Annotated in this window: 9 protein-coding genes; 2 read left to right on the forward strand and 7 right to left on the reverse strand. The window is 46.8% G+C overall.

What is annotated here, in order from left to right:
- Positions 1-143 precede the first annotated feature (143 nt).
- The 5 genes from UQ64_RS21645 to UQ64_RS21665 form a co-directional block, all read right to left on the reverse strand.
- Positions 144-875, reverse strand: a complete 732-nt coding sequence (locus UQ64_RS21645) for a sugar phosphate nucleotidyltransferase (RefSeq protein WP_042191506.1) — start codon at positions 873-875, stop codon at positions 144-146.
- Between the two features lie 47 nt (positions 876-922).
- Positions 923-1,660, reverse strand: coding sequence for a glycosyltransferase family 2 protein (locus UQ64_RS21650; protein WP_060625523.1), 738 nt, complete (start codon positions 1,658-1,660; stop codon positions 923-925).
- A complete protein-coding gene (locus UQ64_RS21655) occupies positions 1,657-2,640 on the reverse strand; it encodes a glycosyltransferase family 2 protein (RefSeq protein WP_156417638.1) in 984 nt (327 codons plus the stop codon). The genes UQ64_RS21650 and UQ64_RS21655 overlap by 4 nt, the downstream gene beginning before the upstream one ends.
- Positions 2,637-3,479 carry a glycosyltransferase family 2 protein gene (locus UQ64_RS21660; protein ID WP_342447605.1) on the reverse strand — a complete coding sequence of 281 codons (843 nt, stop codon included), beginning with the start codon at positions 3,477-3,479 and terminating at the stop codon, positions 2,637-2,639. Before UQ64_RS21660 ends, UQ64_RS21655 begins: the two co-directional genes overlap by 4 nt.
- A gap of 207 nt (positions 3,480-3,686) precedes the next feature.
- Entirely contained in the window at positions 3,687-9,626 is a 5,940-nt protein-coding gene (locus tag UQ64_RS21665; RefSeq protein WP_060625525.1) for a WIAG-tail domain, read from the reverse strand.
- A 239-nt stretch (positions 9,627-9,865) separates the two neighbouring features.
- Between UQ64_RS21665 and UQ64_RS21670 the strand changes: the two genes are divergently transcribed.
- Positions 9,866-10,960, forward strand: a complete 1,095-nt coding sequence (locus UQ64_RS21670) for a YheC/YheD family endospore coat-associated protein (protein ID WP_060625526.1) — start codon at positions 9,866-9,868, stop codon at positions 10,958-10,960.
- An 86-nt stretch (positions 10,961-11,046) separates the two neighbouring features.
- Positions 11,047-11,838 carry an archaetidylserine decarboxylase gene (asd, locus tag UQ64_RS21675; RefSeq protein WP_060625527.1) on the forward strand — a complete coding sequence of 264 codons (792 nt, stop codon included), beginning with the start codon at positions 11,047-11,049 and terminating at the stop codon, positions 11,836-11,838.
- 73 nt (positions 11,839-11,911) lie between these two features.
- On the opposite strand, the gene UQ64_RS21680 is transcribed toward asd, so the two are convergent.
- Both UQ64_RS21680 and UQ64_RS21685 read right to left on the reverse strand, forming a co-directional pair.
- A complete protein-coding gene (locus UQ64_RS21680; RefSeq protein ID WP_060625528.1) occupies positions 11,912-18,778 on the reverse strand; it encodes a glycoside hydrolase family 3 N-terminal domain-containing protein in 6,867 nt (2,288 codons plus the stop codon).
- Between the two features lie 656 nt (positions 18,779-19,434).
- A complete protein-coding gene (locus UQ64_RS21685; RefSeq protein WP_060625529.1) occupies positions 19,435-20,430 on the reverse strand; it encodes an ABC transporter substrate-binding protein in 996 nt (331 codons plus the stop codon).
- Between the last annotated feature and the right edge of the window lie 96 nt (positions 20,431-20,526).

Here is a 20,526-nt window from a genome sequence, read left to right on the forward strand (position 1 = left end):
GAAAAAACGGGAGCCGTCCCATAAGGACGACCCCCGTTTCTTGTAGAAATATAAGCAAAGTATGGTGAAAGATATACTTTCTTATATTTTATAAAAAAAAGAGTGCCCGACCCAAGGCCGGCCACTCCACGTTACCCCTGCCATTAAGGCAGCGCGTCTTTCAGTTTCTCTCCCGCCTCCCGCAGAGACTGGAACGTCCCCGCATCGCTCCACCAATCCTTGAGAACATCATAGCTGAGCCTGCGGTTAGCAGCGTATATATTATTTACATCGGTAATCTCCAGCTCCCCCCTCTTGGAAGGGGATACTTGGCGGATGATGTCAAACACAGCTTCATCGTACATATAAATACCTGTTACGCAAAATTTGGTCTTGGGATGCTCGGGTTTCTCTTCGATATAAGCAATCCATGCTGAATCTTGACTATCGAACACGGGAACACCGTATCTACGCGCGTCGTCCACCGGCTTCAGCAATACCTTGGCTGTACCTTCAGGCTGCCGGAGATAGCTCTCCACGTAAGGTGTCAGATCATCCATAAACAGATTATCACCAAGCAATACGACAAACCGTTCCCCAGGGAAAATAAATCCTTCTGCCAAGTCAAGAGCCTCTGCAATGCCTCCAGCAGCTTCTTGAATTTTATAAGTCAGAGATACACCAAATGCTGCACCGCTGCCTAAAAAATCCGTATACAGACCAGCGGACTGCTTGCTGATGACCAGAAGAATGTCGGTAATTCCTCCCCGGCGAAGCCGGTCTATGCCGTAACAGACCATAGGGTATTTGCCGACCGGAAGCAAATGTTTGTTCATAAGCCGGGTCAGCGGTTGAAGTCTGGATCCTGTTCCGCCCGCCAGTATGACTCCTTTCACTTACTTTCCTCCTCTTTATCTAAGTCCTTTGCCTTCGGATCTGCATTTTATATGAAATTCGTTGGATCCACATTCCATTTGTTCATAAAGAGCTTACGATTTCGTTCCACCAGCTCCTGTAGCCCGGTGTGGTATACCTGCTTAAAGCTCGCACTTCCTTCATGGTGTATAAGGCAATCCCCTGCGATGAGCAATCGGTATCCCTTTAGCCTGGCGCGATAGCAATAGTCATCGTCCTCGTAATGTCCGGGTGAGTACCTCTCATCCAGCAGACCTACGGAAGTAAGTAGCTCTCTTCTGAATAAAAAACATAATCCTACCAAACGTTTAGTCTCCAACCATTTTTGAGGATTGGAACGGTTAGTTATCTCTGCAGCCTTATGAAAATCTATAAGACTTTCATAATCCGTCTTCACCTGTTGACGTCCACTCGCATAGTTTGTCACTGGCCCAACAATACCAACTTCAGGAGCACTATATAGCGATCTCTTCAGATTGGTTAACCATCCACGGGAAACTACCACATCATTATTCAGCAGTAACAATTCATCCCCTGATGCTAGCTTTAGACCCAAATTGCAGGCGGATGGAAACCCGCGATTCTCAGGCAATGAAATAAAAGTTATACGATTCGCACGGCAATAGGCATCCGTTCCATCTGATGAAGCATTATCTACAACGATGATCTCGTAAGGCAATGGAGTATAAGCACGAATCGATTCCACACAGGACCGTAGCAGAGGCAACGCGTTGTAAGTCGGAATAATAATACTGGTCAGCGTCATATCCGGTTCCTCCAAGCAGCTACTTGTCTGCGGTATTCGCGCTGCGTTTCGCTATTTCGTAGGCCCCCATCATCCCGCCGGGAAAGCACCTCAAGGAGAGCCTCTGCATGATCCCCTATGATCAGTTTCTCCACAGCATTTCCAGCGCCTATGTTCGCCTGGCGAAGCCGATTATGCTTAATAACATTCACCGTTCCAACTTTCTCCACCCTTAGCTTTTCCAATACAGATAGAGCTTGGGCTTTAGGAGGAACTATTAGTTCACGGTAGCCTATGATCTCAAGCGCTCGCCGGGAGAGCGCGTGCGGGACAGCCGTCATCGAGCTAACTCCGAGATCGTACCGTCCAAGAGCATAATTCAGAAACAGCTTGCTGCGAGTGACATCATCACATAATCCAAAAGAAGGCATCAGTGGATCCAAATCATTAAGAGCCACATCTATTCCATTATCTACAGCAGCTGTGAATAATCCGAGCTGAGATGCAGGAATAACCATATCTCCATCCAGGAAGAGCAGAATATCTCCTCGACTCAGCTTCGCACCAATCGCTCGCCCTACGTCATGTCCGACAGACTCTGGACAATGCACAACTACAGCTTGACGATGTTGTCTGGAAATGGGAAAGCTGCTATCGCTACAACCGTTAAGCACGACGATAATCTCAGCAGGTTCCAGCCGCGAAACCTGTTGCAGCAGACGTCCTAAGGTCTGCTCCTCGTTACGCGCAGAGATAATCACTGACAAGGTCCCACGTAAGCTCGGTAGTTTCAGTGCCTCACGACCTACCTTTGATTGCCGAGACGGAATGGGCGATCGAACGGTAAGGCTGCCTCCTTTTACAGAACGATTCGCTTTCCTTTGGCGGGGTGCCACTGTTGTTTGGGTCTGACTAGATGCTGAACGTTTCTTTACCTTACGAGTTGCTGTTCCTCGACGAACGGTGGAGCTACCAGATACTTGTAACAGAGCAACCATCATCTCACCATCTCTCTGCGCCGGGTTCCGTCGCTAAACCCCGCCCTGTTTCCCCGGTGTTCAAGCAAGAGGGATACAGCCTCCATATGATCTGCTGTAATCAACTGCTGCAAAGGATCTGTGCCATCTTCCTTACGTCTGACTGCATTTAGTTTCCCTACATGTACTTTGTGAGCAGCTACCACACGTAAACCACTCAGAACTGCCTGAGCATGTGCCAGAGGGGGACGAGATAATGATTCACTCCCTAAGATTTCAAGCGCTCTTCGGCTGATTGCGTGCGGAACTGCCGTCATCGAACATCCTTTTAGATCCGGACGGCCAAGCAAAATATTGAGTGCATGTTTGGACAGTACCACCGGATGGGGTGAAAGTTTTCTTACCGGTCCGGAATAATCATTAAGCGCTATGTCTGCGCCACCACTAATAGCGGTGACGTAAGGACGTAGCCCCGTGGCAGGAATCACTAAATCTCCATCTGTAAATAAGAGAACCTCTCCCTTAGCTGCTTCTGCTCCGACACTACGGCCAGCGTCGTGTCCAAGCGGCAACTCATAGGAAATAACATGCGCACCAAGCGAAAGGGCAATTTCTGCCGTTTGATCGGCTGATCCGTTGACGACTACAATAACCTCGCAGCGCGGATGGACCCCTCTAGCTCCGGATATCACTCCCGCAATGGTCTTCGCTTCGTTCATGGCCGGAATAATAACGGAAACATAGGGATTTGGATGGTTAACTATAGGTATTGCAGCGACTTGCCGCACTGGCCGTGAAGTCCGCCGCTTGATCCGAGAGACCCGCCGTCCCGTGCGGCGGGCAGAAGTACGTTTGGGCTTCATGCTCATCCACCTTCCATACAGAGCCTATTCGTCAGGCTGAGGGTTACATCACAGTTTATGTACTACGCCGAGCAGGGTAACGGCCTTTGTCTCCTGTCGTGAGGAAAACAGGACAAATGTACTCCCCCTCTTAATTGCTAGGAGGACAACACAACAAAAAGCGCAGCCATCGGCTGCGCTTAGCATTTTGTACATCATCATTGCGAATTAATCAAACACACGATCATCCACTGCAGGTTTGGCTAAAGGAGCGCCGATAGCAATCCAAGAGATGACCCCATAGAAATGCGGAGTTTCACGCAGCCGAACCACTTGTATAACAGCCTCTCCATTGGCTCTGCTCTTTAAGGAAGCATAGAAGTAAGGCTGATTAGTCATTGCGACGAGTACATAACCCGTATGACCAAAGTTCTCATCGAACGATACAGTGACCTCCACACTCTCAGCATCCCCGTTGAACATAAAGGCTGTCATCCCAAACTGCTGAAGCGCATCTCGCTTCCCTGCTGTCTGAATCGGACTGAAGGATAGATGCTCAGCATTCACAGAACTCGGTGCCAAATGGAACCCATTTACTGCGCCGGGGGCAATATGATAATCTTGAACGCTCTCTTCCTCTAGATGACGCGCTTGAATAGAAAATGAAGAGATCTTCGAAGCAACCACCGCTTCGTCCTGAAGCTCTGTCGTGCCTACACTACCCTCAATCAGATGAACGGAATCAATACTGTCTGCCTTCAGCTTGGCTCCATCGATGCTTGCATCCGGAAGCAGCGCTGAGGTGCGAGTTTCATCTGCGAGATGCTCCAATTTGATGATACCGGGCTGCAAGTGCCGATCTTCTACGATTTTGTCAGCCAGATGCTCTCCGTACACACTCCACGACTGCAAATGTAAAGCATTCACTGAGCCTTCGGCTAACTTTTCTTCAGTAATACTGCCTTGCGGCAATAGATCGGAACTGCGGACCTCTTCTGACAAATGCTTCAAGGTGATGCTGTCTGATCGAATGTGGTGACCATCCACCGCTTCCTCTACCAAATGCCCACCAAAGACGCTACCTGGGGCCAAATGGAATGATTGGATAGTTCCGCCTTCAATCTTTCCACCTGTTATGCTGCCATCCGGCAACAGATCGGAGCTGTGCACCTCTTCTGACAGATGCTTCAAGGTGATACACCCAGATCGCAGATGACGGCTATCAATCGTATCCCCCGCTAAATGCCCCCCATACACGCTGCCTGGGGCCAGATGGAAAGCATGAATGGATCCACCCTCCAGCTTCTTACCAGGAATGCTACCATCTGGCAGCAGATCAGAACTACGAACCTCTTCTGACAGATGAGCCAGAGTAATCTCTCCGTGCCGGATATGACGGCCTTTTACTGTACTTGGACTCAGGTGACTTCCATTTACACTTCCAGGCACAAGATGATTTGAATCTACGGATGCTTCCGCCAACTTCTCTCCGGTAAGGCTGCCGTCTGGCAGCAGATCAGAACTACGAACCTCTTCTGACAGATGAGCTAGGGTAATTTCACCGTATGCGATATGACGTCCTTCTACTGTACCCGGGCTCAGATGACTACCATCCACACTTCCTGGTACAAGATGCTTTGAATCTACGGATTCTTCTGCCAGCTTCTCACTGGTAATGCTACCGTCTGGCAGAAATTCGGAGCTGCGTGTCTCTGGTGCTAGATGAGCCAGGGTAATCTCACCGTACCCGATATGACGTCGTTCTACTGCACCTGAGCTCAAATGACTGCCATCTACACTTCCTGGTGCCAGATGCTTTGAATTTACGCTTTCTTCCGCTAGCTTTTCTCTGGTAATACTTCCGTCTGGAAGTAAGTCAGCGCTTCGTGCATCTTCGGCTAGATGAGCCAGTGTAATCTCACCGGATTTAATATGACGTCCTTCCACTGTATCCGGGCTCAGATGACTGCCATCCACACTTCCTGGTGCCAGATGGTTTGAATCTACGGATTCTTCTGCCAGCTTCTCACCGGTAATGCTACCATCTGGCAGTAATTCGGAGCTACGTGTCTCTGATGCTAGATGAGCTAGTGTAATCCCACCGTAACGGATATGGCGTCCTTCTACTGCACCGAAGCTCAAATGACTGCCATCTACACTTCCTGGTGCCAGATGGTTTGAATCTACGGATTCTTCTGCCAGCTTCTCACCGGTAATGCTACCATCTGGCAGTAATTCGGAGCTACGTGTCTCTGGTGCTAGATGAGCCAGGGTAATCTCACCGTACCCGATATGACGTCGTTCTACTGCACCTGAGCTCAAATGACTGCCATCTACACTTCCTGGTGCCAGATGCTTTGAATTTACGCTTTCTTCCGCTAGCTTTTCTCTGGTAATACTTCCGTCTGGAAGTAAGTCAGCGCTTCGTGCATCTTCGGCTAGATGAGCCAGTGTAATCTCACCGTACCCGATATGACGTCGTTCTACTGCACCTGAGCTCAAATGACTGCCCTCTACACTTCCTGGTGCCAGATGGTTTGAATCTACGGATTCTTCTGCCAGCTTCTCACCGGTAATGCTACCATCTGGCAGTAATTCTGAGCTGCGTGCCTCTGGTGCTAGATGAGCCATTGTAATCTCACCATACCCAATATGATGGCCTTCTACTGCACCCGAACTCAGATGACTACTCCCTACACTTCCAGGTTCAAGATGAATAGAACTAACGGATTCTTCTGCCAGCTTCTCACCGGTAATGCTGCCGTCCGGCAGTATTTCAGAGCTACGCGTTTCTTTTGCCAAATGAGCTAACGTAATTTCACCATTTCGGATATGACGGCCTTCTACTGCACCCGAACTCAGATGACTACTCCCTACACTTCCAGGTTCAAGATGAATAGAACTAACGGATTCTTCTGCCAGCTTCTCACCAGTAATGCTGCCGTCCGGCAGTAATTCAGAGCTACGCGTTTCTTTTGCCAAATGAGCTAACGTAATTTCACCATTTCGGATATGACGGCCTTCCACTGCGTCTGGACTCAAATGACTGCCATCTACACTTCCTGGCACTAGATGATTTGAATCTACGGATTCCACTGCCAGCTTCTCACTGGTGATACTACCGTCGGGTAACAATTCAGAGCTGCGCGTTTCTTTTGCCAAATGAGCTAATGTGATTTCACCATTTCGGATATGACGGCCTTCCACTGCGTCCGGACTCAAATGACTGCCATTCACACTTCCAGATATTAGATGATTCGAATTCACAGATTCTTCCGCCAGCTTTTCTCTGGTAATACTGCCGTCTGGAAGCAACTCTGCGCTGCGTGCATCTTTGGCTAGATGGGCCAGTGTAATTTCACTGTACCCGATATGACGTCCTTCTATTGTATCTGGACCCAGATGACTGCCATTCACACTTCCAGGTATTAGATGACTTGAATTCACAGATTCGTCCGCTAGCTTTTCTCTAGTAATACTGGCATCTGGGAGTAAGTCTGCACTACGTGCATCATTGGCTAGATGCGCTAGGGTGATTTCACCGTGCCCAATATGACGTCCCTTCACTATATCCGCTCTCAGATGACTGCCCTCTACGCTTCCAGCCACGAGATGAATAGAACCTACGGATTCCTCAGCGAGCTTCTTGCCGGTAATACTACCGTCAGGCAATAGCTCAGAGCTAAAAGTTTCTTCTGCCAAATGAGCTAGTGTGATCTCACCATGCTGAATGTGACGACCTTCTACTGCACCCAGTCTCAGATGAGTTCCGTCTACACTTGCAGGTACAAGATGAATAGAATCTACGGATTCTTCCGCCAGCTTCTCCCCGGTAATACTGCCCTCTGGCAGCAAGTCGGAGCTACGTGCATCTTCAGCTAGATGAGCCAGCTTGATCTCACCATGCCCGATATGACGTCCTTCAATCGTATCCATGCATAGATGGCTTCCGTCTACACTCCCCGCTGAAAGATGCTGGGAATCCACAGCCCCTTTTGCCAGCTTAGAGCCACTAATGCTGCCCTCCTGTATTTGAATCGAAGAGATGGAATTAGGAATGATATGGCCATTTCCGATGGACAACGGTCGGATATGCGCCCCGCCAATGCTTCCCGGATTCATATGTCTGCTCTGAACCGCACTATCGCTAATGGATTTCGAATGAACCACATTCACAGATAAATGCTCTGCCTGAACTGCCGACACTGCTAATTTACTGGAATCTACGCTTCCATCAGCAAGCTTAGCCGAAGTGACCGACAAATCACTAATTTTATCCGTCGATACACTTTCGGGGGACAGCTTTAACGATGTCACCGCATGATCAGCCAGATGATGTGGCTGCACGGCTCCAGCGGCCAAATGAATTTCTCTCACCGCAGCAGAAGCCAGCTTATCTCCTGAAACCGAGCCGGACTGAATCGCAGCGGTAGTCACACTATTTTCTCCGAGATGTCTCCGTTCCACAGCTCCAGTGGCAAGATGATCTTTATCCACTACAGCTTCCTGCAGGGCACGCCCGCTCACGCTGGCATCGGCCAAATGCTTCTCACCCACAGCACAAAAAGCAATATGCTCCCCACTCACCACTTCGCGAGCGATCGTGCTTCCGATGACCGATCCCGCTGCCAGTTTAGCCGAATTCACCCCTCCATCCGCTAACTTGGCAGATGTTACACTCTGTGGACGAAGATGTTCCGCACCCACTGACTCTGAGGTCAGCTTTTCTCCAGTGACAGCATTTGAGGACAGATGATGAGTATGAATAGCTTCATCCATAAGCTGTTCCGAGCCTACCGCTTCCGAAGCTAAATGGGAGTGATTCACAGCCTCACGTTCCAGATGGTTGGAGGAAATGGCTTGCATAGCAATTTGCGGTCCGCGTATAGCGGATTTGGCAATATGTCGGGTGGTTACAGCTTCATCTGCTAGCTTATGTGCGAGTATGCTTTGATCAGCAATCTTCGATGAGGTGACCGCTTGCTCAACCAGCTGTGCAGTACCTACCGCACCCTCCGATAACTTCAAGAAAGAAATGCTTCGGTCAGCCAAATGACGGCTCGAAATTTCTCCATCGCCGATATGGGAACCGTGTACGCTTTCTGCACTTAAGTGGAAGCTTCTCACCACTTCTGCACCTAGCTGCTTGGAACCAATAGCACCCTCTGCTACATGTGCACCTTCGATCACACCCGGCTGGAGCTGTCCCTTGCCAATCAGCTTGCTGGCAAGCTGCTCTGGACCGATCGCTCCCGGAGCCAAATGTCTGGCGGTGATCAGAGCATCGCTAAGATGGCGACCCTCAATAACAGCATCAGCCAGCTTGGAGCTGCTTATTTCTCCATCGGCTATAATATCGCCAGATACCGCTGCCTCAGCCAGCTTGGAACGGTCAATACTCCCGTTTGCCACGTGGCGGCCTGTGATACTGCTACTTCCTATTTTTTCACCAGTAACCGCGCCATCTTCCAGTAGATCCGCCGTAATAATCAGATCGCTCAAATGACGGCTCTCTATAGCTTTATCTGCAATTTGACCGCCGCCGATAATCCGATCAGCCAGCTTCTCTGGACTAATACTACCGTTCTTCAGCTTCTCTCCACTAATTGAATGATCCAGCAGCTTTCCACCACTAACGCTTCCTTCTGCTAAATGCTCACCCACTATAGATTCAGGCGCGATTTTCGAAGAAGTAACTGCCTTGTCCGCGATATTGATACTCTGCACAGCGTAATCTTGCAGCCATGGTGTACCAATAATGCCGAACTTCAGCTTAGAACCGTCAATGGTGCGTGGAGCAATTTTGGCTCCAGTAACCGCTGCATCCGATAGATCATCTGTATAAACAGGCTGAAACCGTTCTTTCTCGGGAGCGAACCATATGGTTTCAGAAAGATTATCCACCTGTTTCTGAAGCTGCACCTCCACCATAGGCTCCGGCTGCAGGACTGGAGCAGAAATGAGTTCCTCTTGAACGACTTCAGCTACTCCTCCTCCACTTACCTGAACTTCCGCAATCTCTGAATTGCTGACTCCGTCACTGATACTCCCTGAATCCTTAGAGCTGCTTTTGGTATCCAGCATACTCAGTTCCTCTGTATTGGGATTATCTACAAAATAAAGTCGTTTTTGTGGACTGCGCGGCTGCTTTTTTTTGGAACCCCTCACAAGCAGTCTCCTCCTTCCATCTATTGTTTCTCCTAGGCATCATATGCAGCGGTATGGGCTGATGACACCCTTTTGCGATAAGCCCTTCATAAGATTCTGCTGAAATTTATACTTTCTTATATTTAAAAAAAGGCTTCTGCCGCCGCGCATTCGTCCACCCTGACATGCGGGTACAAACATACAATGACAAGAGTAGTAAAAGCGGGAATCACGTGACCGAAGAAACAGGAGGAACAAACATGGGGCATAAGCTCGTTGGAATACTACTAAATGCCGATATGCACCGGGGCGTTCCCCGGCTAAAAACAGGACAGGAGTCTCTATCCAATTATGAAGAGGGAGCCGCTGCATACGGCTTAGTCCCCTGCTTCCTGAAGCTCGCGGACATTGATACTGACTCAGGCTTCAGTGCCGCCTATATAAAGGGATCTCATGGATATAAAAGCGTAGTCGTTCCTACGCCCACAGTCATCCATAACCGGGCGATATACAGCCAGAATAGCCCCGGAATGCAACGTCTGCTGCGGCACCATCCTTTGGTGTACAATACATGCAATCGATATGGCAAAGATGAGATCCATGAACTGCTTGAGCAGCATGAAGGGCTTCGTGAGATTTTGCCAGCAACAACTGGCGTATCTGGACTCAAACAAATGATGAATCGTTACCCCGATCTTATTCTTAAACCCTGCCGTGGAAGCATTGGGAATGGTGTCATGCGACTGGTTCGTAAAGGGCCTCAGCGCTGGAGCTTAAATTATCTTTCTCCCTCAATGCGGCGCTGGATAAGCACTCCCGTATATCAGGGGGCGCTACCAAAAGCGCTCCGAGCACGTCTTGCCTCTGTCCCTTATCTCGTGCAGGAGCGTATTCCCCTTGCTGAAATTGGAGGACGTCCCTTTGATTTGCGTGTCACGGTTCAACGTGGCTGGGGAGGCGATTGGCAGGTCACGGGTCTCTTTGCTAAACTAGCCCCTCCTGGAGGGTTTGTCTCCAATATAGCCCGTGGTGGGGAAGCATTAAGCTCTTCCTTTGCGCTTGAAAAAGCCTTCTCTAGAGCAATAGCGGCCCATATCCGTATGGCTGTCGAAACACTTAGCCTTGTTATAGCTCGTTGTCTCGAACAAGACCTTCCAGGTCTGGCCGATATCGGACTGGATATAGGTATTACAAAGGATGGACGCATCTTCTTCATAGAATGCAATGGCCGCGACCAACGCTATGGATTTCACAAAGCCGGCCTTACGGAGATTTGGAAAGAGAGTTACCGAAGACCTATGGGATACGCACGTTTTTTACTAGAAAAGAACAGCCTCATATATAACAGTTATTGATTTGTCTCCTATTCTATGTCAATATAATGCAGAGCAGAAGGCGGCCACATACGACCGTACTGCTGTATTATGGAAGGGAGATGGGCATGGTAAAACAATTGCTGCGGCTAATGACCGAGCTATCCTCGCACCGATGGCTTTCACGGTTAATGGGGTCTTTTTCTCATAGTAGACTCAGCCGTTTTCTTATCCCGGTATTTATTAAGACTTATCAAATCCCCTCCGCCCAAGCGGAGAAGAATCCTGGAGAATATCTCACTCTTAATGAGTTTTTCAGCCGCCGGCTGAAGCCTGGCATGCGGCCTATTGCAACCGATGCTGACGCTTTAGTTAGTCCCGTAGATGCAATGATTACTGCTATGGGCGACATTATCTCTGGTACGATTATGAATGTAAAAGGGCAGGATTATAAGATTGAGGATTTACTAAATCATTCTCCGCATCTGGAGCTATACAAGAAGGGTTTTTTCTTCGTGCTTTATCTAAGTCCTACGGATTATCACCGGATTCACTCTCCCCTTACTGGACATAAGGTGGAGAGTGATCATATTCGTGGACGAGCCTATCCTGTCAACGATTTCGGCATGCGACATATGAAGGGCGTACTGAATCGCAATGAACGTCTTATTACGTATATTGCCGGAGACTACGGAGAAACCGCAGTAGTAAAGGTAGGCGCGATGAACGTCAGCAGCATCGGGTATACGGATGCTAACGCTACCGAGTGGCAAATCGGCGATGATCTAGCCTATTTCGAGTTCGGCTCTACTGTAGTGCTGCTTATGGAAAGCGGTACTTTTACCCCGAGACCGAATCTTGAGGTCAACTCAAAGGTAAAGATGGGGGAATTGCTGGGGACGTTGCATCGGCCATTTTAGTAAAGCTACGATATAACAGAATAAGGGTATCCCTAACCGATTTAAAATCGGCGCCGGGATACCCTTGTTTTGTTTATTTCACTTTAGAGCTTGTTACACTAGCATAGTAATCCAGTACATTGTTGATGATCACAGCTGCTTCAGCTCTGGTGGCCGAAGCTGTCGGATCCATTTCTCCACCACTGCCTCCATTTACAATACCAAGATCTTTGAAGGCATAGACCGCTTCTTTAGCATAACCCGCGATAGAAGCATCATCTGGGAAGTCATGGCTAGTCACTTGCGGCAATTCAACATTCAGTTTCTTCAATGCATTGAATAGAATTACACACAAGTCCTGACGGCTAATGCTGTTATTAGGAGCAAACATACCATTACCGATACCGTTGATCAGTTGATTAGAAGTGCCAATCTCAACATAGTTTTTATACCAAGCGTCTTTCAGAACGTCAGTAAACTGCTTTTGATTCTCACCCATGCTGAAGTTGAAACTTTTTACTACCATGGCAACAAACTCGGCACGGTTTACCTTCCCACTCGGATCAAAGCTTCCATCCGTGCGTCCGCTGATAATATTTCTCTCCACTAGCGCGGCAATTGCAGATTCTGCCCAGCTTGGAATTAGAGTAGCATCTTTAAACTTATTTTTAAGCTCTTGTCTGATTAGCTCCGGTGTCTTCGTTTTTCCATCTGTTTTTGGAGGCTGAGGCTGCTGTTCTCCAGGTTTTACGACTTCTCCAGGAATCGATGGTACTGAAGGTATCGCTGGGGTAGTCGGTGTTGGCGTACTTGGTTGACCACTATCTCCACCGCTGTAAGGTTTAACGATCACAGAGATCTGTACCTTCAGGCCAAGTGGATTAGCTATACCCTCAGGCAAGATCAGCCCCCCCTTGATGATGTACGTTCCTTCCGTATTACCGTTATAGCCTTCCTTGTTCCACTGAACAGAAACGACCTTATTCATCCCTGTATCCAGGGTTACTGATACTGAAGCTGGTAGCTCCAGTACGTCAAAGCTGGTACCATAAGCAACGCTTTTACTTGCTAGTGCTTGCACTGCCGTGATTTCCGGTATCGTAATGATCTCCGGCAGTACTTCGATCGTAATGGATGCCTTCAGGTCCTTTGGATTGCTGACACCCTCCACAGGTACTAGCGCTCCTTTCAGGATATAAGCTCCTTGCTTATCGCCATTGTAACCTTCACTATTCCAAGCGATGGATATCGCCTTTGTCTCACCATTGTTCAAAGTAGCTATGACAGAGGATGGTAGCTTCAATCCATTAAATGGAGTGCCGAATGGAACGCTCTTACTTTCCAAAGCCTGCACTGTGACAATCTCAGCGACACGAATCACTTCCGGCATTACCTGAATGGTGATGGAAGCTTTCAGATTATTCGGGTTGATCATTCCTTCTTCTAATACCAAAGTACCGTTCAGTACGTATGATCCTTCTAGATTGCCGATATAACCAGTAGGGCTCCATTTAACAACAAGTTCCTTCTGCTCATACGTATCAAGCGTTACTGTAACTGAAGATGGCAATTCCAGTTTATCAAAAGCGGTACCAAATTCAACATTTTTGCCCTCCAGCTTCTCAACTTTAGTAATCTGGATAGGTTTAGTGCCTTCTGGCAGTACAACCACTGTAATCGAAACAGTTTGATGGGTACTATTCAACACACCCTCTGGAAGCTCAAAGCTACCTGCAAGCGTATAACTCCCTGCTTTGCTACCGTTGTAATCTTTACTGTCCCATTGTACAGGCAAGTGAATTACCTTTTTGTTGCCCAATGTAGCTTCCACAATAGCAGGTAGATTCAATTCTCCTGCGGCAGTTCCAAACGGCACACTGAGCAGTTGTGGCTGAACAATCGATACAATTTCTTTAGCATGGGTATCTTCTGTCCATTTGGCATAATACACCGCGCTTATGTTCAATACCGTCTCTGCAGTTAATGCATTACCGGTCCCTTCTTTATTATCAAACCAGCCATCAAAAATGTAGCCTTCACGTTCCGGTGCTATAGGCAGGTTCCCGATTGTCTCACCTTTAAATGCTGTTACCTTGGTAGGTTTAGGTGCGTCCAGATAATTCTGATCGAAGGTGACTTCAATCGGATCAGCATAAATGAGTTCAACATATTGTAAATTAGCATTTAATCCGTTAAAAATCATATACACATTTTGTTTTCCAGTCACTTTGGTTCTGTCTAGGAAGGTTTCCGCTGTCAAATAATGATCAATGTAAGAATTTCCAGGCGTTTGTTTGGTGCTTGCCATTCCATAATTCCCCCAAGCAGCACCTGCTTTCTGAGCAAAACTAATGCTAGCAAATGCATTACCAAGTTCAAAAGAACCTCCGCCGCTGTAAGCATCAGCGTATGCTCTTCCTTGTGTAGTAGCTCGTTTATCTGGTTTACCCGTATTGTCAGCCTCTGTATAGAATTTAAAAGATGGAGACGATCCTCCTTCACGGGCGTACTGCACTCTTACTTCCACAAGATTAGTCAAGTCAACCTGACCGAAATAAACAAGGTCATTAGAATTGACATAACTCATGGCATCCGTGCCACTTTCAAATCCGAATTGGGTATTGGTTGCATAAATCCATGGTGCATGATAAGGATAAATTCTAACACCGTTCTCTACTTTCAGAACTTCTCTCGGAGCAATATTGATCGGCATGGAGGATATGCTCAGATCTGTTATAGCCGCTTTCAAGGAAGCTATGGCCTCTGCAACAACCTCGTCGTTGATCGGCTCGGCAAGAACAGCCTTAACCTCTTCCAGCACAGCGTTGAATTTGAGCTTTTTGTAAGCTGTGTATGCATTTATATCGATGTTCTGAGCAGCGTTGATCTCCGCAGCTAACGCCGATGTGTCTACATTGTCCTGCTTCAACTGGAAGGTTAGCCAGTTCAGGTCAATGCCAGCACTCTCAAATACAATTCTAAGGGTATGCTCGCCCGCCGACAGCTGAATATCTGGGATTCTGAAGGTTTTCCAAACCCCTTTAGTCGTGGTAAGGTCGAAGGTTCCCAGTAGCTTATCGCTATCATAGATGCCAAAGGACATTTGGGCGACATCCGATTGGCTAGAGCGAATTCGTGATGTGACTTTGTACATGCCTTCTTTCTCCACATTTACCTTATAGGAGATGGCTTCACCCTTGCTTGTGTTGGTGTAGCATAATCCGCCATCTACATCATTGCTGCTTACAGGCGTGATTATCGGAGTAATGGAGGCAAATTCCGTCTCAGCCACCTTCAATTTAGTATTTCCCCCAATTTTCTTTACTGCCAAAGCTACATCACTGTTAATTCTGACATAATCAAAATCGACACTAAATGGATCTGTGAGATTCTGACTTCCGTTAGATGCAAGTAACCCAAACTTCGGATTGGCATAATTCGCGGTTGTACTGCCAAGTGAAATATATTCGTTACCGTCAGCGCTGACATAACCGGAATAGCTGTTGCCTATTTTTTTCAGGCGTAAATATAGCTCTTTCTTTTCTCCAAAAATATTGGTGAGCTGATTGGCAGACAGTTGTCCGATGGTAACAGGCTCCGTACCTCCGATTTCTTTGGTCATTCCGATGATCTTGCCGCTACTGTATTCATACTTCACCCAGATATAGTTATTGTTATCCTGGGAAGCCGTGATCCCGACGCCGTTATAATTTTGATTTGGCGCTTTGTTCATATTAATTTTTACTGTTGCTTCCCAGTTGCCGAAGGCTTCCTGCTGGAAATAGTTCTTCAAATCTGCATGTTCACTCCAGAAGTCGCCTCTTTCAGCGATGATTCTCAAATTGCCTGGAGTAGCACTCAAAGACCAATTTTTGTTATTTTCTGCATTGGTAGCAGTCTCTTTATTAATCGTCCAGAAGTTGCTTAGATTTGTACTATCGAACTCATCGCTCTGTGGTGTCGTACCAAACTGTATCACATAGGAATTCGCCTGATCGGTGCTGATACATTTGATCGTCACTCTTTTATTAATGAGGTCTACGTTGGCCGTCGCTTTTACACCATCATTCGCTTCAAACGTAACTTCAGGTAAAGTAGCCCCGTTACTGAGACCCACATCATAACTGAACCTAGTCTGTGCAAAGCCCTCTAGCGCCTTACCATCAATAGAGATATTCTTTAAATAAGCATAGGTCGGATTCTCAAAAATCGGTTGCAAGCCTTCCTCTGAAGAGAAAATAACCTTGTAGATCCGTTTCTCTCCTCCGGCTGAAGCAGTAATTACAGCAGCCGGTCTATCTTTATCGGCTTGTCGTACACTTACTTCTACACCAGCTATCGCTGTAGCTTTGACTTCAGGGTAGCTGCTGCTTTCAGTCGTTTCACCAAAGGCTTTATAGTCAAGTTTCAATGGATTAAATATCTTGATCTTTTTGCCGCCTACCGTAATACCGGAGAGCTGCGGATCTCCCGATTTGTCCGTATTCACCCGGAACCAATCTCTTCCCGGCGTATAATTGACCACGTAATCAATCTTTGCCGTTCTCGCAAAGGCTGGAGATTGCATCAAGAAGCTCGTAATATTCTTGGCAGAACGCTGCAATTCTCCCAGAGTCAGACTACCGTTAGCCAGCGATGTCAACGTATTAAAGGTACTGTTATTCCGATTCTTATGTGTTTCTGCATAATCATTCGGAATTACCATGTAAAGATCATTTTGGGCACGAACCATGGCTTTGCCATTGGTTTCATCATAACGATTGGATGTGGCATAGAAGCCCTGATCCTCACTCATCTTCGCCCACCAGTCTGTCATGACAATCCCGTCAAAGCCCCATTCTCCGCGGAGGATGGTGGTATTCAGATCATAGTTGCTAGATGCCCAGGTTCCGTTTACCGGACCATAGGATGTCATCACTGAACGTGCCTTTCCACTCTTCACTGCCATTTCATAACCTTTCAAATAAATCTCGCGAAGCGCTCTTTCAGAGACAAGTGCATTCACAAGATGTCTATCGGTTTCTTGATTGTTCGCAGCGAAATGCTTGATAGTAGGAGCCGTACCGTTCTTCTGAAGACCTCTTGTCTGCGCAGCAGCCATGATGCCTGTCAGTAACGGATCTTCCGAAAAATACTCGAAGTTTCTTCCGTTCAGGGGACTTCTGTGGATATTGATCCCTGGGCCTAGCAGCGTATCGATGTTGTTAATCAGCATTTCTTTGCCAAGAAGATCGAACAATCTTTCATTCAGCTCGGTGTTCCACGTACAGGCAAGCATCGTCCCGTTCGGAATACTGGTTGCCTTCTCTGCATTGGTCTCCATCCGGATTCCTGAAGGACCGTCCGCAGCACTGTCGATAGGAAGCCCGAATTTCAACAGATTTTTAGTGACACCACCAAAAGCCGCAGCGGTACCGGCAGTAACTTTAGGGCTGGACATCCCTTCCCCTAAAATAATGGCTCCTAGATCGTTGTTGGACAATTGTGCGATGAACTGGTCCATAGTCACTTTTTGATTGTAAACATCCAATAAGGTATAGCCCTTGTCCCCAGTTTGTGGAATGGACGCAGGGAGATTTTGCTTAATTCTCTCATCCAAGTTGGTAGTCCGTGTCGGTACCTTTTCAGTGACAGTGGTAAAAGTACCATTTTCATTCGGTTGACCTGGTTTGATACGATCAAATTCCTTAGTTGGCGCCAGCGCTTCCTGCAAGGTTTCTACAACCTTCAAGCCATTAAGGCTGTATACTCCTTGCTTTTCGCTGTCACTTACACTGTTGCCTACATAAATATTATAGTCACCAGCTTCTAGGACATAAGAAGAATCATGGCCTGTAATTCCACTGTCATCATACGAGGCCATATCATTGGTATCATACGAGATGGTGATCGACTGTGATTCCCCAGGCTGAAGCAAACGAGTCTTAGCAAAAGCAGCAAGTTCCTTGGCCGGCTTGCCAAGCTTACCTTGTGGCGCACCGTAATAAATCTGTACAACTTCTTTGCCTTCCACCTTACCTATATTCTGAACAGTTACAGTCACTGCAACCTCATTGTCACCAGCGTTAACATTATCAGTAGTGATCTTAAAATCGGTATAGGACAGCCCGTAACCAAATGGATAGAGCACCTTATCCGGAGCAAAGGTCTCAAAGTACCGATAACCTACATAAATATCCTCGCTATAAGAATTTTCAGTTTTGCTCCCAAAATTTGCAGTAGAAGGATAGTCAGCTAGTGTAGCTGCAATCGTATCGCTCAATTTACCGCTTGGCGTAACATCACCGGTCAGCACGTCGGCTACGGCGCTACCACCTTCCATCCCCCCTTGCCATGTATACAAAATAGCAGCTTTGGGATAGTTTTTTGCCCATGACATATCGATAACGTTGGCTACGTTCAATACGATGGCCACTCGGTCGAATTTGGCATATACTCGGTTAAGCATGTCTACTTCAAGGTCTGTCAGCTTATAGGCACCCTGGACGTCCGTATTATCCTTATCTTCACCGGCTGTTCTGCCGATGATGACCACAGCTGTATCCGTTTTTGCTTTTGCTGCATCCACAATTTCGTCGGTTAAAGGCATTTCCGCTTGGGACCATGGCTCTGCTGCCCAGCCGCCACCGCCGTTGTTAAAAGGATTCTTTTGGATCCAGTCGGCATAGACCTTCGCCAGATCCTCATTTAACTTGAGACTGGGATTATTCCGAAGACCCTCCAGAATCCCATTCACATAATCTACCCTTACAGCACCCCCAGATCCTGTACCTGACTTGTAATAATGCGCTTGTATGCGGCCAAACACCGATACATTTTCACTCTTCTTGATAGGGAGCACTTGTTCATTCTCATTTACTTGTGATCCTGCTAGTTTATAATCCGGATTCTGCAGCAGCACAATACCTTCAGCAGCCACTTCTCTGGATACATCCGCTAAACCCGGAAGAACTTTGGCCATAACGGGAGAACTGGTACTTGGCGTTATGATTGAGGTTATTAGAATGCAGCAGAATAATATTTTAAGTAAGCGATTACAATTTTTCCTCATACTTATCACCATTCCTTTCGATTAAGGTACAGGTTAGGTTAATGGGTCATCGTAAAAAGCGAGTTTCAATTAAAATATTTCTAATACAGATACATGCACTTCATAAACCGATAGGATTAATTTACTTTCAGGAAGGAGTTATTCTCTAAGAACAATTTGCGCTAGCCGCTGTGGAGTAAGGCTTATTCAAGCATAAATTGTGTTGCTGATTAAATCTAAACCGGTTTAGATTTTGCGTATAATTCCCCTCTATTCCCCTGTTTATTTGAGGAAGAATGATACCAACTAACTCATACTCACAAATTAAAAAGTGCGAAATTGTTCATTAACTCCCCCTTTAGTTTTTAAACTCACATTGAATACTATCATCAGAATTAACATCCTAACATAGAAAATCCTCATAGATTTATTGAATATACTCATGTATCACAGAATTCAAGTTTATCCAAAGCACTAAAAAGACCTACAGCGAAATTAAAATAGCAGGGAGAATCAGCATCGTTCAATGCCGGTTCTCCCTGCTATAAAAACCAAATGCAAGTTCGTGGACTTTCGTTGAAGTAGAATTATTTTGCAGATAAAAGACTCTCAGTAATGTAATTTAACTGCGCTTCAAGCGTAACAGGATCGCTATATGTATCAGCGGTTGGGTCCAGTTGGAATACGTTACCTTCTTTTACGGCAGGAAGGTGCTTCCATAAGGGGTTGTCATAGACGATTTTCGGATCGCTCGTATCGCCAGCCCATGGGCATGTGAATACAATATCTCCAGCAAATTGAGGTAGCTTCTCAAGGGAGATTGTTGCCCAACCAGTGCCGCTGTCTATTGCTTCTTTCTGCGCTTCAGGAGGTGCCTTCAGGCCAAATTCATTATAAATAATTTCTCCACCGCGCCCGTAGCTATGACCGAATACGAATAGTCCACCGGAAAACGGATTCAGGATAGAAACGGTTTTATCACCTACAGCTGCTAACACCTGAGGCTTCAACTCGTTGATTTTTTTGTCCCATTTCTCCACCCAAGCTTTGGCTTCGACTTCTTTCCCCGTTAATGTACCGAAATCAAGCATTTGATCTCTGATAGTTTTTGCACCGTATTGAATGGCTACTACTGGCGCTATTTCGGCCAGCTTGTCGAGTCCTTCCATTCCGGAGAATACAACAATAAGATCAGGGTTCAGCTCTAAAATGTGTTCAAGAGATGGTTCATCCCCAAGGCCTTGAACGCCTTCCAGCATTCCTTCAAAGTAGGGACTGTTTAAGACACCATTCATAACACCAACCGGTTTGATACCTAACGCCAGGAAGTATCCAGTGTCGAAGGAGGTTAAATCGATAATCCGCTTCGGATGTTTGGGTACCTGAATATCTCCGTTACTTGCTTGATATGTAACCATATCCACTTCGCTGGATGAGTCATTGCTATTTGATGAAGCTGCAGCACTCTCTGTCCCATCTACTGAGGAAGTGGTATGCTCAACTGCTTGTCCGCAAGCTGCTAGCAGTAACGTTATAACCAAAGTAAACACAAGCAATAGGTAAGTTTTTGGAGATTTAAACAAAATAAATTCACTCCAATCGACAAATTATATAATGATACTGATAATCATTATCAATTTAACTATATAGCATTATTCTATCCTTGGCAATGGAGAATG

It is taken from the genome of Paenibacillus etheri, from assembly GCF_001012825.1.
In the GTDB taxonomy this organism is placed as follows: domain Bacteria; phylum Bacillota; class Bacilli; order Paenibacillales; family Paenibacillaceae; genus Paenibacillus_AQ; species Paenibacillus_AQ etheri.

Coding starts and splice junctions, on each gene's coding strand:
- UQ64_RS21650 (WP_060625523.1), bottom strand. CDS start 1,660: ATGACGCTGACCAGTATTATTATTCCGACTTACAACGCGTTGCCTCTG.
- UQ64_RS21670 (WP_060625526.1), top strand. CDS start 9,866: ATGGGGCATAAGCTCGTTGGAATACTACTAAATGCCGATATGCACCGG.
- UQ64_RS21660 (WP_342447605.1), bottom strand. CDS start 3,479: ATGAAGCCCAAACGTACTTCTGCCCGCCGCACGGGACGGCGGGTCTCT.
- asd (WP_060625527.1), top strand. CDS start 11,047: ATGGTAAAACAATTGCTGCGGCTAATGACCGAGCTATCCTCGCACCGA.
- UQ64_RS21680 (WP_060625528.1), bottom strand. CDS start 18,778: ATGGCCAAAGTTCTTCCGGGTTTAGCGGATGTATCCAGAGAAGTGGCT.
- UQ64_RS21655 (WP_156417638.1), bottom strand. CDS start 2,640: ATGATGGTTGCTCTGTTACAAGTATCTGGTAGCTCCACCGTTCGTCGA.